The organism is Desertibaculum subflavum (assembly GCA_003576705.1).
GTDB lineage: Bacteria > Pseudomonadota > Alphaproteobacteria > Ferrovibrionales > Ferrovibrionaceae > Desertibaculum > Desertibaculum subflavum.
In genome coordinates, this window is record QOZS01000084.1 from 1 (window position 1) to 14,556 (window position 14,556).

16 protein-coding genes and 1 tRNA gene are annotated in these 14,556 nt (G+C 68.3%); 14 read left to right on the forward strand and 3 right to left on the reverse strand.

The window, feature by feature from the left end; all coding sequences use genetic code 11:
- The 11 genes from DT074_RS26010 to DT074_RS26060 form a co-directional block, all read left to right on the forward strand.
- Positions 1 to 576: HAD-IA family hydrolase (locus tag DT074_RS26010; RefSeq protein WP_119422772.1), on the forward strand; the 576-nt coding region annotated here is incomplete at its 5' end.
- Entirely contained in the window at positions 573 to 1,271 is a 699-nt protein-coding gene (locus DT074_RS26015; protein WP_162915254.1) for an ATP12 family chaperone protein, read from the forward strand. The genes DT074_RS26010 and DT074_RS26015, both read left to right, overlap by 4 nt.
- 45 nt (positions 1,272 to 1,316) lie before the next feature.
- Positions 1,317 to 1,390, forward strand: a tRNA-Gly gene (locus DT074_RS26020).
- 101 nt (positions 1,391 to 1,491) lie between these two features.
- Positions 1,492 to 1,809: a quaternary ammonium compound efflux SMR transporter SugE gene (sugE, locus tag DT074_RS26025; RefSeq protein WP_119422773.1), complete on the forward strand. Its 318-nt coding sequence runs from the start codon at positions 1,492 to 1,494 to the stop codon at positions 1,807 to 1,809.
- A complete protein-coding gene (locus DT074_RS26030) occupies positions 1,806 to 2,492 on the forward strand; it encodes a TIGR02117 family protein (protein WP_119422774.1) in 687 nt (228 codons plus the stop codon). The genes sugE and DT074_RS26030 overlap by 4 nt, the downstream gene beginning before the upstream one ends.
- Before the next feature lie 202 nt (positions 2,493 to 2,694).
- On the forward strand, positions 2,695 to 3,501 hold the full coding sequence (locus tag DT074_RS26035; RefSeq protein ID WP_119422786.1) for an ABC transporter ATP-binding protein: 807 nt from the start codon (positions 2,695 to 2,697) through the stop codon (positions 3,499 to 3,501).
- 13 nt (positions 3,502 to 3,514) lie between these two features.
- Entirely contained in the window at positions 3,515 to 5,464 is a 1,950-nt protein-coding gene (locus DT074_RS26040; protein ID WP_119422775.1) for an AMP-dependent synthetase/ligase, read from the forward strand.
- Positions 5,457 to 6,359 carry a branched-chain amino acid ABC transporter permease gene (locus DT074_RS26045; RefSeq protein WP_119422776.1) on the forward strand — a complete coding sequence of 301 codons (903 nt, stop codon included), beginning with the start codon at positions 5,457 to 5,459 and terminating at the stop codon, positions 6,357 to 6,359. The genes DT074_RS26040 and DT074_RS26045 overlap by 8 nt, the downstream gene beginning before the upstream one ends.
- 13 nt (positions 6,360 to 6,372) lie before the next feature.
- Positions 6,373 to 7,440, forward strand: coding sequence for a branched-chain amino acid ABC transporter permease (locus DT074_RS26050; RefSeq protein ID WP_119422777.1), 1,068 nt, complete (start codon positions 6,373 to 6,375; stop codon positions 7,438 to 7,440).
- A gap of 25 nt (positions 7,441 to 7,465) precedes the next feature.
- Entirely contained in the window at positions 7,466 to 8,701 is a 1,236-nt protein-coding gene (locus tag DT074_RS26055) for an ABC transporter substrate-binding protein (protein ID WP_119422778.1), read from the forward strand.
- 56 nt (positions 8,702 to 8,757) lie between these two features.
- The gene (locus DT074_RS26060) at positions 8,758 to 9,552 is read left to right on the forward strand and encodes an ABC transporter ATP-binding protein (protein WP_119422779.1); all 795 of its coding nucleotides are present in this window, start codon (positions 8,758 to 8,760) and stop codon (positions 9,550 to 9,552) included.
- 1 nt (position 9,553) lies between these two features.
- On the opposite strand, the gene speB is transcribed toward DT074_RS26060, so the two are convergent.
- The gene (gene speB, locus DT074_RS26065) at positions 9,554 to 10,447 is read right to left on the reverse strand and encodes an agmatinase (RefSeq protein ID WP_119422787.1); all 894 of its coding nucleotides are present in this window, start codon (positions 10,445 to 10,447) and stop codon (positions 9,554 to 9,556) included.
- A 147-nt stretch (positions 10,448 to 10,594) separates the two neighbouring features.
- Between speB and maiA the strand changes: the two genes are divergently transcribed.
- A complete protein-coding gene (gene maiA, locus DT074_RS26070; RefSeq protein WP_119422780.1) occupies positions 10,595 to 11,242 on the forward strand; it encodes a maleylacetoacetate isomerase in 648 nt (215 codons plus the stop codon).
- Positions 11,243 to 11,248: 6 nt separating this feature from the next.
- Positions 11,249 to 11,686, forward strand: coding sequence for a GNAT family N-acetyltransferase (locus DT074_RS26075; RefSeq protein WP_119422781.1), 438 nt, complete (start codon positions 11,249 to 11,251; stop codon positions 11,684 to 11,686).
- Here DT074_RS26075 and trmFO read toward each other — a convergent pair.
- Positions 11,683 to 13,017 (reverse strand): methylenetetrahydrofolate--tRNA-(uracil(54)-C(5))-methyltransferase (FADH(2)-oxidizing) TrmFO, encoded by a 1,335-nt coding sequence (gene trmFO, locus DT074_RS26080; RefSeq protein ID WP_119422782.1) that lies wholly within the window; start codon positions 13,015 to 13,017, stop codon positions 11,683 to 11,685. The two genes, DT074_RS26075 and trmFO, sit on opposite strands and share 4 nt — an antisense overlap.
- A 2-nt stretch (positions 13,018 to 13,019) precedes the next feature.
- Positions 13,020 to 13,466 (reverse strand): hypothetical protein, encoded by a 447-nt coding sequence (locus tag DT074_RS26085; RefSeq protein WP_119422783.1) that lies wholly within the window; start codon positions 13,464 to 13,466, stop codon positions 13,020 to 13,022.
- A 122-nt stretch (positions 13,467 to 13,588) separates the two neighbouring features.
- Here DT074_RS26085 and DT074_RS26090 point away from each other — a divergent pair.
- On the forward strand, positions 13,589 to 14,556 hold a 968-nt coding region (locus DT074_RS26090; RefSeq protein WP_119422784.1), incomplete at its 3' end, for a transglycosylase SLT domain-containing protein.

Sequence of the window (14,556 nt, forward strand, 5' to 3'; positions counted from 1 at the left end):
CTGGCGCCGCCGCCGGCCGCGGCCGTGCGGGCCGTGGTCGGCCTCGCGCTGGCGGAGGCGATCGCCCGGCTGGTGCCGGCCGGCGCGACGGCCGACCTGCCGGCCCTGACCGAATGCTACAAGCGCGCCTTCTTCGCGCTGCGCCAGCGCCCCGGCATGATCGAGCCGCTCTACGACGGCGCCGCGGCGGCGATCGCCGAGCTCGCGGCGGCGGGCTTCCTGCTCGGCATCGCCACCGGCAAGGCGCGCCGGGGGCTCGACGCCGTGCTGGCGGCGCATGGCCTGGCGCATCACTTCGTCACCCTGCAGACCGCCGATGTCGCGCCGGGCAAGCCCGACCCGACCATGCTGCGCCAGGCCATCGCCGAGGCCGGCGCCGCGGCGCAAACGGCGGTGATGATCGGCGACACCACCTTCGATATCGAGATGGCGGTGCGGGCCGGCGTGCTCGCGATCGGCGTTGCCTGGGGCTACCACCCACCGGCCGATCTGCGCGCCGCCGGCGCGGCGATCGTGGTCGAGCGATACGGCGATGTCGGGGAGGCGGTGGCGCAGTTGATTGGGAGCGGTGCGTGAAACGGTTCTACAAGCAGGTGACCGTGGCGCCGGCCGAAGGCGGCCGGTACGGCGTGCTGCTGGACGGGCGGCCGGTGCGCACGCCGGCGCGCACGCCGCTGACGCTGCCGACGCTCGCGCTGGCCGAGGCGGTGGCGGCGGAATGGGCGGCGCAGGAGGGCGAGGTGAAGCCGCTCGCCATGCCGCTCACGCGGCTCGCGACCACCGCCATCGACCGGGTGCCGCAGCATCGCGCCGCCTTCATCGACGAGATCGTCGCCTATATCGGCAGCGACCTGCTGTGCTATCGCGCGGACGGGCCGGCCGACCTGGTGTCACGCCAGTCAAGCACCTGGGATCCGCCGCTCGCCTGGGCTGCCGCGGCGCATGGCATCGCGCTCGAGATCCGCACCGGCGTGCTGCATCGGGCCCAGCCGGAAGCGTCGACCGCCGCCGCGCGGGCGGTGGTGGAGGGGCTGGCGGCGCCGGCCCTGACATCGGCGCATGTGCTGACCACGGCGACCGGATCGGCGGTCCTGGCGCTCGCCCTGGTGGGCGGTGCGCTGGAGGTCGAGGCGGCGGTCGAGGCGGCGCTGCTCGACGAGATCTACCAGGCCGAAAGATGGGGCCAGGACCGGGAAGCGATGCAGCGCCGCCGCGAGATCCACGACGACATCGGCGCGGCGGCGCGGTTCGCCCGGCTGGCCCGGGCGTAAGGCCTGTTGCGCCGCGCGGCGCCCGTGCTACAGATTGTTCGGGCTGCGGGTGTAGCTCAATGGTAGAGCAGAAGCTTCCCAAGCTTACGACGAGGGTTCGATTCCCTTCACCCGCTCCAATCTTCCCGGCCCGATGGCGGGGAGCGGCGGCGAGGACGGCCTCGCCATTTCGCAACATTTCCGTGGGGACGACCCCGCAACAGCGAGCGGAGGTGCCCCGATGGCATGGCTCTATCTCCTGGTTGCCGGCCTGTTGGAGATCGGCTGGGCGATCGGCCTGAAATACACCGACGGCTTCACGCGGCCCTGGCCCACGGCCGGCACCGTCTTTTGCATGATCGCCAGCCTGGCGCTGCTCGGCCTCGCGCTGAAGGCGCTGCCGGTCGGCACCGCCTATGCGGTCTGGACCGGGATCGGCACGGTGGGCACCGCCGCGCTCGGCATCTGGCTGTTCGGCGAATCCGCCGACGCCATGCGCCTCGCCTGCATCGGCATGATCCTCGCCGGCATCGTCGGCCTGAAGCTCGTCGGCGCATGAGGCGCGGCCTGCGCCGCGTCTTCCTTCTCGCGCTGGCGATCTTGCTGGCGCCGGTCGCCTTGGCCGCATTGTACGGGATCGCGGCCTTCGGCCTCGGCGCCGTGCCGACCGGCAGCCGGCCGGCGGCGGCGCCGGGGCAGGTGCCGATCTATGTCATCTCGAACGGCTATCACGCGAGTTTCGTGCTGCCGTTGCGGGCCGCCGGCATCGACTGGAGCGAAATGTTCGCGCCGTCCGATTTCCGGCGGCCGCCGCCACCCGATGCGACGCATGTGATGTTCGGTTGGGGCGACCGCGACTTCTACATGAGCACGCGCACCGTCGCCGACATCCGGGTGTGGACTGCACTCGCGGCCCTGCTGTCGCAGGGCGAAGCGGTGATGCACGTGACGTTCATGCGCGAGCCGGTGACCGGACCCGCTGCGCGGCCACTTTCGCTCGACGTGAAGCAGTACCGGCGGCTCGCAGAGTTCATCGATGCGAGCTTCGTTATGAGCTCTGCCGATGGTCCCGTGCTGCATCCCGGCCGCGGCTATGGCGACCACGATGCCTTCTATGCCGGCACCGGTCTCTACAGCCCCGTGCTCACCTGCAACGAGTGGGTCGGCCGCGGATTGCGCGCCGCCGGCGCGCCGACCGGCCTGTGGACGCCGTTCGTGCAGAACCTGTTTTGGCATCTGTAGGTTGGGGGTTGCGCCTATCGAATATCTCCTCCATCATCCGCGCATAACAGGGCAAACGGCGAGAACGATGGCGGACGCAATGCGTACCGCTGCGGCTTTAGGGAGGCGTAACGCCGTTGGGTACGTGGGTTTCCGCCGCTTGGCGTGAAGAGCGTCCCGCATCCTCCGCGTCACGGCGCGGGGGGTGCGGTTGAACGCCCCGATGACGCGGCCGTCCGGCGCCGTCGCGGGCGAAGGCGTGGTGCAGCTTGCCGTCGAGAACGTGGGCAAGAGCTTCGGCGGCGTGCGTGCCGTGGAAGACGTCTCCTGCGTCGCCGAGAAGGGCAAGGTGCTGTCGATCATCGGGCCGAACGGCGCCGGCAAGACCTCGCTGCTCAACATGATCAGCGGCTTCTACAAGCCGGATCACGGGCGAATCACGCTCGACGGCCGCGACATCACCTCGTACGCGCCCAATCGTGTCGCCGCGCTCGGCATCGCCCGCACCTTCCAGAACATCGCCCTGTTTCGCGGCATGACCGTGCTCGACAACCTGATGCTCGGCCGCCATGTGCGCATGCGCTACGGCGTGCTCTCGGCCTTTCTCTACTGGGGCCGCGCCCAGCGCGAGGAGGTCGAGCACCGCGAGCGGGTCGAGGACATCATCGAGTTCCTCAAGCTGCAGGACCTGCGGAAGCAGCCGACCGGCGCGCTCGCCTACGGCTTGCAGAAGCGGGTCGAGCTCGGCCGCGCGCTGGCGCTGGACCCGCAGGTGCTGCTGCTCGACGAGCCGATGGGCGGCATGAACCAGGAGGAGAAGGAGGACATGGCCCGCTACATCCTCGATGTCAGCGAGGAGCGCGGCACCACCATCATCCTGATCGAGCACGACATGGGCGTGGTGATGGACATCTCCGACCGTGTCGTGGTGCTGGACCGCGGCCGCCGCATCGCCGAGGGGACGCCGGACGAGGTGCAGCGCGACCCCGAAGTGATCAAGGCCTATCTCGGCGCCCAGAAAGCGGCATGAAGGAGGGCGCGGGATGAGGGAGGCACGGTTGGCCGAGGACACGCTGCCGAAACTGCTCCGCCGCAACGCCCGGACGATGGCCGGCAAGCCGGCGCTGCGCGAGAAGCGGCTCGGCATCTGGCAGACCCTGACCTGGGCCGATTACCACCGGCACGTCGTGCGCTTCGCCGCCGGCCTCGCCGCGCTCGGCTTCGGACGCGGCCACCGGCTGACCGTGATCGGCGACAACCGGCCGCGGCTCTACGTCGCGCAACTCGCGGCGCAATCGCTCGGCGGCATCGCGGTGCCGGTCTACCAGGACGCGATCGCCTCCGAGCTGGTCTATGTGCTGAACCACGCCGAGACCTCGGTCATCGTCGCCGAGGACCAGGAGCAGGTCGACAAGATCGTCTCGATCCGCGACCAGCTGCCGGCGCTCGCCCACATTGTCTACGCCGACGGACGCGGCATGCAGGGCTACGAGGCGCCCTGGCTGCATGCCTTCGAGGCGGTGGAAGCGGCGGGCGATGCCTTCGCCGCCCAGTATCCGAGCCATGTCGAAAGCGAGATCGAGCGCGGCGCGACCGACGACATCGCCATGCTCTGCTACACCTCGGGGACCACCGGCAACCCGAAAGGCGTGATGCTGTCGCACGCCAACATGCTGGCGACGGCGCAGGCCTTCGTCAGCGTGGAGGACATCCGGGCCGACGACGACTGGCTCGCCTATCTGCCGATGGCCTGGGTGGGCGATGCGCTGTACTCCACCGTGCTGAGCCTGCTGGTGGGCTTCGCCTGCAACTGCCCCGAAAGCCCGGAGACGGTGCAGCGCGACCTGCGCGAGCTCGGCCCCACCGCGGTGCTGGCGCCGCCGCGCATCTGGGAGAACATGCTGACCGGCATCCTGCTGAAATCGGCGGATGCCTCTCCCCTCAAGCGCGCGACCTTCGACTTCTTCCGCAAGGTGGCGGAAGCGGCGGAACTCGCGCGCAGCGAGGGCAAGCCGGTTGGGTTCGGTACCCGCCTGCTGCTCGGCCTCGGCGAATTCCTGGTCTACGGGCCGGTGCGCGACCAGCTGGGGCTGCGCCGCGCGCGCTGGGCCTATACCGGCGGCGCGCCGCTCGGCCCCGATGCCTTCCGCTTCATCCGCGCCATCGGCGTCAACCTGAAGCAGCTCTACGGCTCGACCGAGACCAGCGCCCTGGTGGCGAGCCAGAGCAACGACCGTGCCGATGCCAACACGGTGGGCCTGCCCGTCCCGGGCGTCGAGATCCGCATCGATGCCGGCGGCGAGGTGCTGGTCCGGGGCGGCGGCATCTTCTGCGGCTATTTCAAGCAGGATGACGCGACCCGCGAAGCGATCGATCCGGAAGGCTGGTTCCGTACCGGCGATGCCGGCTTCATCGACCCGCAAGGCAACCTCGTCATCGTCGACCGCGCCAAGGATGTCGGCAAGCTTGCCGACGGCACGCCCTTCGCGCCGCAATTCGTCGAGAACAAGCTGAAGTTCAGCCCCTTCGTGCGCGAGGCCATCGCCTTCGGCCACGAGCGCCCGTTCGTCGTCGCCATGCTGGCGATCGACCTGCAGGCGGTCGGCAACTGGGCCGAGCGGCAGGGCCTCGCCTATACCAGCTTCATGGATCTCAGCCAGAAGCCGGAAGTGCGCGCGCTGATCGGCCAGGAGGTCGAGCGCTGCAATGCCGGCCTGCAGCCGGCGGCGCGCATCCGCCGCTTCCTGCTGCTGACCAAGGAGTTCGACGCGGACGATGCCGAGATCACCCGTACGCGCAAGCTCAGGCGCAAGTTCATCACCGAGAAGTACGGCCCGGTGATCGAGGCCTTCTATGGCGGCGCGACCGATGCGGAGCTGGTCTTCGACGTCACCTACGAGGACGGCCGCCGGGCCACCCTGCGCACCCCGGTCGTGATCGCGGATATCGGCGAGCCGGTCGCGGCGAAGGCCAGGGAGCCGGCCCATGTTTGACTGGTTCGAGTGGGAATTCACGCTGTCGCTGCTGACCAACGGCGTGCTGATCGGCCTGATGTACGCGCTGATCGCGCTCGGCTTCGTGCTGGTCTACAAGGCCACCGACGCGATCAATTTCGCGCAGGGCGAGTTCGTCATGCTGGCGGCGTTCTTCGGCGCAGTCATGCTGCTGTCGGCCGGGGCGCCGTTCTGGGTCGCGGTGCTGGTGACGCTCGCCGGGATGATCGCCTTCGGCTTCGGCCTCGAACGCGTGGTGCTCAGGCCGCTGATCGGCCGGCCGATCGTCTCGGTCATCATGGCGACCATCGGTCTCGCCGCCGTGCTGCGCGGCGTGGCGCCGCTCGTCTTCGGCGCCGAGACGCGCTCCATCGTCATGCCGGTCGAGGACGCGCCGATCATCTGGGGCCCGCTCTTCATCTCGCCGATCCAGCTGATCGGCGCCGGCGTCGCCGTGATGTTCCTGGCCGCCTTCACCTGGTTCTTCCTGAAGAGCCGCATGGGCATCGCCATGCGGGCGGTGGCCGACAACCAGCAGGTCGCCATGGCCATGGGCATCAATGTCGAGCGCTATTTCGCGCTCGCCTGGGCCATGGCCGGCGTCGTCTCGGCGCTGGGCGGCATCGTCTGGGGCAGCCTGCTCGGCGTCGACGTGCACCTGGCCCTGATCGGCCTCAAAGTCTTCCCCGTGGTCATCCTGGGCGGCCTGGATTCGATCGTCGGCGCCATCGTCGGCGGGCTGATCATCGGCATCGTCGAGAACATCGCCGCCGGCTATCTCGACCCCGTGGTCGGCGGCGGCACCAAGGATTTCGCCCCCTATGTGCTGATGATCATTGCGCTGATGGTCCGGCCCTACGGGATCTTCGGCAAGCGCCAGATCGAGCGCGTGTAGGGAGCCGGCCGACATGTTCCATCGCGAGGCCGGCATCTACAAGACGAGCTACGCCGCCGACATGGCGCTCTATCCGCTGCCGGTGGCGCGCTGGGCGGTGGCGGGGTTCGCCGTGCTGTTCCTCGGGGTGCTGCCGCTCGCGGTGCACGAATACTATCTCACCATCGTCAACCTGATCTCGATCGCCATCGTCGGCGCGCTCGGACTCAACATCCTGGTCGGCTATACCGGCCAGATCTCCATCGGCCATGCGGCCTTCATGTCGGTCGGCGCCTATACGGCGGCCAACCTCGCGGTGCGGCTCGACCTGCCGTTCTGGATCACGCTGCCGGCCGGCGGGCTGATGGCGGCGGCGATCGGGACCCTGGTCGGCATTCCCTCGCTCCGCATCAAGGGGCTCTACCTGGCCATCGCGACGCTCGCCGCCCAGCTCATCATCGAATGGACGATCAACCACGTGGAATGGATCTCGGGCGGCGTGCAGGCCTCGATCGAGGTGCCGCGGCCCGAGCTGTTCGGCTATGTGATCAAGAGCCAGACCCAGCTCTATTTCTTCCTGATGTTCTTCGTGGTGCTGGCGATCATCGCGACGCAGAACCTGATCCGCAGCCGCATCGGCCGCGCCTTCATCGCCATCCGCGACCAGGACATCGCGGCCGAGATCATCGGCATCAACATCTTCCGCTACAAGCTCTATGCCTTCGCGATCTCGTCCTTCTATGCCGGCGTGACCGGCGTGCTCTACACCTATTTCCTCGGCATCGCGAATTACGAGCAGTTCCAGATCGTGGTGTCGATCGACTATCTCGCGATGATCATCATCGGCGGGCTCGGCTCGATCCTGGGATCGATCTTCGGCGCGATCTTCGTGACCCTGCTGCCCATCGTGCTGCGCCTGGTGATGGAGGATTTCGGCAGCCTGATCTTCAGCGAGGCCGATCTGCGCAACATCATCCCGAACCTGCGCCTGATCGTGTTCGGCGCGCTGATCATCTTTTTCCTGATCGTTGAGCCGGAGGGTCTCAACCGGCTCTGGCGGAACATCCGGAGTTATTTCCGGGTGTGGCCGTTCTCGTACTGAGGCCGCTAGAACGGAGGAGGAAGCCATGAGACCAGTTTCAGCTTTGCTGGCTGCGGGGACGTTCGGGGCGGGCTTGCTCGCTCTGGCGTCGACGGCCGCGGCGCAGACCAAGGAAATCGTCATCGGCATGCAGTGCGACCGCACCGGTGCGACACAGACGGTGGGCGTCAATCTTTGCCCCGGCTATCACGACTACATCAAGCTGGTGAACTCGAAGGGTGGCGTCGAGGGCTTCAAGATCAACGCCATCGAGATCGATCACGAGTACAAGGTGCCGCCCTCGGTCGAGGCCTATGAGCGGCAGAAGAAGGACGGCGCCGTGCTGATCAGCCTGTACGGCACGCCGCACACCCAGGCGCTGACGCAGAAGCTGACCGAGGACAAGATCCCGGGCACCTCGCCCGGCTTCGGCACCGCGGCGGCGGCGAACGGGCAGAAATATCCCTACATCTTCCCGATCGCCGCGACCTACTGGTCGCAGATGACGGCGGCGGTGAAGTTCGCCAAGGACAATCTGGGCGGCAACCTGAAGGGCAAGAAGATCGCCTATCTGTTCTACGACAACCCGGCCGGCAAGGAGCCGATGCCGCTGCTCGAGGACCTGCAGAAGTCGGAAGGCTTCCAGCTGCGTACCTTTGCGGTGCCGCCGCCCGGCGTCGAGATGGGCGCCCAGGTGCTGGATATCGCCCAGCGCTACCGGGCCGATTTCGTCATCAGCCACCTGTTCGGCCGCTCGCCTTCGGTTTCCATCAAGGAACTGAAGCGGGTCGGCTTCCCGCTCTCCAAGGTCGTCGGCTTCGTCTGGGCGGCGGCGGAGGCGGATATCGATGCGGCCGGCGGCTGGAGCGTGGCGGAAGGCTACAACGCCATCCAGTTCGCCGGTGTCGGCTCCGACTATCCGGTGCTGAAGGAAATCGTCGAGATGTACAAGAAGGAGGGCAAGGCGGCGCCGAAGGAGATGGCGTCGACCGTGTACTACAATCGCGGCGTGCTGCAGGCGGCGATCCATCTCGAGGCGATCCGCAACGCGGTCAAGGCCAAGGGCGGCGCCAAGCCGACCGGTGAGGACGTGAAGAAGGGCTTCGAGCAGATCAAGAACTTCACCCTCGGCGGCCTGGTGCCGCCGATGGAGATCACCGCCAAGGACCACGAAGGCGGCGGTTGGGTGCAGATCTTCCAGGCGAAGGGCGGCAAGTGGGTGAAGCGCACCGACTGGTTCCGCGCCTATCCGGAGATCCTGCAGAAGCACCTGCAAGGCTGAGGGGGAGGGCGGGAGAGGGCGGGCCCCATGCCGGGTCCGCCCCCCCGACTTGGGCCATGCTGACGATCAACAATATCGAAGTCGTCTATGACGGCGTGATCCTGGTGCTGAAAGGCGTGTCGCTCGAGGTGCGGGACGGCTCGATCACCACGCTGCTCGGAGCCAACGGCGCCGGCAAGACGACGACGCTGAAAGCCATCTCGGGCGTGCTCAGGGCCGAGCGCGGCGAGGTGACCAAGGGATCGATCGAGCTCGACGGCAAGCGGATCGACCGGTTCGCCGCCTACGACATCGTTTCGCATGGCGTCGTTCAGGTATTCGAAGGCCGCCGCGTCTTCGTCAATCTGACGGTGGAGGAGAACCTCGTCGCCGGCGGCCATGTGGTGCCGAACCTGCCCAAGGTGCGTGCCGGCATCGAGCGCGTGTACAGCTATTTCCCGCGCCTCAAGGAGCGGCGGCAGCAGCAGGCCGGATATCTCTCCGGCGGCGAGCAGCAGATGCTGGCGATCGGCCGCGCCCTGATGTCGGATCCCAAGCTGATCCTGCTGGACGAGCCCTCGCTCGGCCTCGCGCCGATGCTGGTGGAGGAGATCTTCGGCATCGTCCGCCAATTCGTCACCAAGGAGAAGCTGACCGTGCTGCTGGTCGAGCAGAACGCCGCCATGGCGCTCGATCTCGCCGACCACGGCTATGTCATGGAGAACGGCCGCATCGTGCTGGAAGGCGCCGCCGCCACCTTGCGCGAGAATTCCGACATCAAGGAATTCTATCTGGGCCTGAACGAGGGCGGCGTGCGCAAGTCCTATCGCGATTCCAAACGCTACCGCCGCCGCAAGAGGTGGCTGTCCTAGCTTACGACCGCCGTTGGCTCACCCGTTCGGCGAGCAGGCAGAGCAGCTCCCACATCATGGTCGCCGCGACCAGCGCGGTGCCGCCGCCCGGATCGAAGGGCGGCGAGACCTCCACCACGTCGGCGCCGACCAGGTCGAGGCCGCGCAGGCCGCGGATCATGCGCTGCGCCTCGTGCGTGCTGAAGCCGCCGATCTCCGGCGTGCCGGTGCCCGGCGCATAGACCGGGTCGAGCCCGTCGACATCGAAGCTGACATAGGTCGGCCCGGTGCCGACCACGCGGCGCGCTTCCTCGATCACACGGTCGGGGCCGAGCGCGAAATATTCCTCGATCTCGATCACCCGGATGCCCTGGGCCAGCCCCCATTCCTTGTCGGTCCGCGAATAGAGCGAGCCGCGGATGCCGATCTGCACAATGCGGCGGGGATCCAGCAGGCCTTCCTCGACGGCGCGGCGGAACGGCGTGCCGTGGGTGTATTTGTGCTCGCCGAAATAGCGGTCCCAGGTATCGGTATGGGCGTCGAAATGCACCAGGCCCACGGGCCGGCCGCGGGCGATGCCGCGCAGGATCGGCAGGGTCATCAGGTGATCGCCGCCGGCGGCCAGCGGCACGATGCCGCGCCCCTGCAGGTCGGCGAAGAAAGTCTCCACCCGCTGCATGGTGTCCATGAGGTCGACCGGGTTGACCGGGCAGTCGCCGAGATCGGCGGCGGCGGCGAGCTCGTAGGGCGCGATGCCGAGCGTGTGATGGATGTTGCGCATCAGGGTCGACATGTCGCGGATCTGGCGCGGCCCGAGCCGGGCGCCGGGCCGCAAGGTCGTGCCGCCATCCCAGGGCACGCCGACGATGCCGATCTCCAGGCCCTCGGTCTCCGCCGGCACATGCGGCAGGCGCATGAAGGTGGCGATGCCGCCGAAACGCGGCTGCACCAGGCCGGAGACCGGGCGAAAGCGCTTGTCCTTGGCCAAGCGGGCGCTCCTTCGATTCGCGGGAATTCTGCCCTAGACTCCCTGCTCAGTGCGAGAGAATAGGGGGCGTCGAGAATGCTCAAGCTGCACGGCTATTTCCGTTCATCGGCTGCCTACCGGGTGCGCATCGCGCTCAACCTCAAGGGCCTGGCTTACGAGAACGCCTTCCACCATCTCACGCGAGGCGGCGGCGAGCATCTCCGGCCGGACTATGTGGCGCTGAACCCGCAGGCGCTGGTGCCGGCGCTGGAGGATGACGGCGCCGTGCTGACGCAGTCGCTCGCCATCATCGAATACCTGGAGGAGCGCTTTCCGGAGCCGGCTCTGCTGCCGAAGGATGCGGTCGGCCGCGCCCGCGTGCGCGCCATCGCGCTCGGCATCGCCTGCGAGATCCATCCGCTGAACAATCTCCGGGTGCTCGGCTATGTCACCAAGGAGCTCGGGCACAGCGACGCGGAGCGGACCAAGTGGTACCGCCACTGGATCGCCGACGGCTTCAAGGGGATCGAGGGACTGCTCGCCGGTAACCCGGCGACCGGCAGCTTCTGCCATGGCGACAAGCCGACCCTGGCCGATTGCTGCTTGGTGCCGCAGGTGTTCAATGCGCGGCGCTTCGACTGCGACCTGACGGCCTTCCCGACCATGGTGCGGATCGCCGAGCATGCGGCGAGCCTGCCGGCCTTCGCCGCGGCGGCGCCGGGCAAGCAGCCGGACGCGGAGTAAGCGCGCTTGCAGATCCGTCCCGCGGCGGCGTCGGACTTCGACGCCTGGCTGCCGCTCTGGCGCGGCTATTGCGCGGCGCTCGGCGGCGAAGTGTCTGACGAAGTCACGCGTGGCGTCTGGCAGCGCATCCTCGCCCCGGACCAGCAGATCTGGTGCTTGGTCGCCTGCATCGACGGCAAGCCGGTCGGGATCGCCGTCTATGTGCTGCATCTGCATACCTGGAGCCTGAAGACGGTCTGCTACCTTGAGGACCTGTTCGTCGCGCCGGAAGCGCGCGGCAGCGGCGCCGCGCGGGCGCTGATCGAAGAGCTGGTGGCGCTTGGCAAGCGCAATGACTGGCGGCGCGTCTACTGGCACACCGAGGAGCACAACTACCGCGCCCGCACGCTGTATGACCGCATCGTCCCGAAGACGAACAAGATCCGCTACGATATCGATCTCTAGGCCGCTTCGCGCTTCGGGTCGAGCCAGAGGGCCAGATCGGCGAGGGCGCGGCTGGACATGGCGGGCTTGCGCTGGTCGCGCTTCACATCCGGGACGAGCGGCGGGAACAGGCCGAAATTGATGTTCATAGGCTGGAAGGTGGCCACATCGGCGCCGCCGGTGATGTGGCGGAGCAGGGCGCCCATCGCGGTGGTCGGCGGCGGCGGCGGGAGCGTGGTGCCGGCGGCCTCCGCGGCGGCGAAGCGGCCGGCCAAGAGGCCGATCGCGGCGCTCTCGACATAGCCTTCGACCCCGGTGACCTGGCCGGCGAAGCGGAGCTGCGGCCGGGCGCGGAGCCTGAGGCTCTGGTCGAGCAGCTTCGGCGAATTGAGGAAGGTGTTGCGGTGCAAGCCGCCGAGGCGGGCAAACTCCGCCTTCTCCAGCCCCGGAATCATGCGGAAGATGCGGCTCTGCTCGCCGTGCTTCAGCTTGGTCTGGAAGCCGACGATGTTGAACAGGGTGCCGAGCGCGTTGTCCTGGCGGAGCTGCACCACCGCATAGGGCCGCCGCTCGGCGCGCGGATTGCGCAAGCCCACCGGCTTCATCGGGCCGTAGCGAAGCGTGTCGATGCCGCGTGACGCCATCACCTCGATCGGCAGGCAGCCCTCGAAATAGGGCGTGTTGCGCTCCCACTCCTTGAACTCGGTCTTCTCGGCAGCCAGCAGCGCGGCGATGAAGGCCTGGTATTCCGGCTTCTCCAGCGCGCAGTTGACGTAGTCCTTGCCGTCGCCCTTGTCGTAGCGCGACTGGAACCAGGCCTTGTCGAAGTCGATCGTGTCGCGATGCACGATCGGCGCGATGGCGTCGAAGAAGGCGAGCGAATCCTCGCCGGTGAGCTGCCGGATCGCCTCGGCCAGCGCGGGCGAGGTGAGGGGGCCGGTGGCCACGATCACGCTCGCCCAATCCTCCGGCGGCAGGCCGGCGATCTCGCCGCGCTCGATCCGGATCTTGGGGTGCGCCTCGAGGCGCGCCTGCACCGCCGCGGAGAAGCCTTCGCGGTCGACGGCGAGCGCGGCGCCGGCCGGCACGCGGTTGGCATCGGCGGCGGCGAGGATGACGGAGCCGGCGGCGCGCATCTCCGCGTGCAGCAGGCCGACCGCGTTGTTCTCGGCATCGTCGGAGCGGAAGGAGTTGGAACAGACGAGCTCGGCCAGGCCGTCCGTCACATGCGCCTCGGTGCGCCGCTCGGGGCGCATCTCGTGCAACACGACGGGCGTGCCGGCCTGCGCCAGCTGCCAGGCGGCCTCCGAGCCGGCGAGGCCGCCGCCGATCACATGCACCGGCGAGGTCATGGCTATTTCCTGAGCTGAATGCGGTGGCGCGAACTGACGTCGAGCCGCTCGACGCAATCGACGTCCGCCTGGTCGGCTTTGCAGTTCGGCATGTCGTTGACCAGGATCGAGCCCATGTCGTCGCACTTGGTGCCGTCGACATCGATCGGGGCGATGATGGTCTTCGCCTTGCGGATGCGGCCGAGATCGACCACGAACCGCTCCGACAGGATGCCGTCCTTGTTGAAGATGACGAGATCCATCTGGGCGTTGTCGATTCGCGCCGCGATGTCGTTTCGGATCACCAGGAAGACCCGGCAGCCGTTCTTGTAGGGCTCGGCCTTGTTGATCTCGACCGCGAGGCCGGAAGACGCGGTTTTCGGCGCATTTCCGGGTCCCGTCTGGGCATTGGCGAGGCCTGCGGCGAGCGTCAGCGCCGCGACCAGGCATCCGAGCTTGTAGGCATGCATGAGCGGAGGTTACCTTTCATTCACCAAATAACGCGAGTGTGCTGGCGCTCGCAAGACCGGGACGGCGTGGCGCCACGGAGCGTGGCGAAGCTGGGGACCACGACGTCAGGGGGGCCGAGACGATGGGTTGCGCAATCGGACGGGGCGTCGCGGCAGGCGCGGCGCTGCTCGCCAGTATCCTCGCATTCGCCGGCATGGCCAAGGCCACGACCTGCAACGAGGCGGTGCGCGCCGCCGAGCGCGAGCATCGCATTCCGCGCGGCCTGCTCTATGCCATCGCCAGCGTCGAAAGCCAGATGGCCGGCCGGCCGCAGCCGCTCGCCCTCAATGTCGAGGGCCAGCCGCACTATCCGCGCGACATGAAGGGCGCCATGGGCGTGATCCAGCAGGCCGTCGCCGCCGGACAGACCGGCGTCGCCATCGGCTGCATGCAGATCCGCTACGATTTCCACAAGCGGCATTTCCGCTCGATGCAGGACCTGCTCGATCCGGCCAGCAACGTGCAATACGCCGCCGCCTTCTTGAAGGACCTGCACGGGCGCTTCGGTTCCTGGGACCGCGCGGTCTCGTACTACAACGTGGGCCAGAACACGCTGCATCTGCCTTATCTCTGCCGGGTGGCCGCCCGGCTGGACGACCAGCTTGGTCCGCACATCCTGAATGCCGGCTGGCAGCATTGCGGCCTGAAGATGCCGGCCAAGGACCAGGCGCGCCGGCCGTCGCCGCCGCTGGTCATGGTGGCCGCCAGCCGCGGCTGGGACGGCCTTGCCGTCATCGAGCCGAAAGTGCCGGGCCAGCGCTTCCGCCCCGTCGGCGAGCCGACGGAGACGCGCGGGCTTGCCACCGACGAGGAGATGCAGCGCGCCGTGCGCCCGGTCGAGGCGGAGACCGAGAGCCCGCTCGGCCTGGTGCCGCCGCAACGCTCGCTGACGCCGAGTGTGCAGCCGCTTTCGACGCAGACCCGGGGACTGGCGCCGGTGCTGGTGCGACCGCGACCCGCGGCGACCGGCGCGCGGGTGGAGAAGCGCGCCATGGCCCGGCCGGAAGGGCCGTCGCGCCGCGCCGCGCTGGAGGCGCCGCCCCCGCCGCC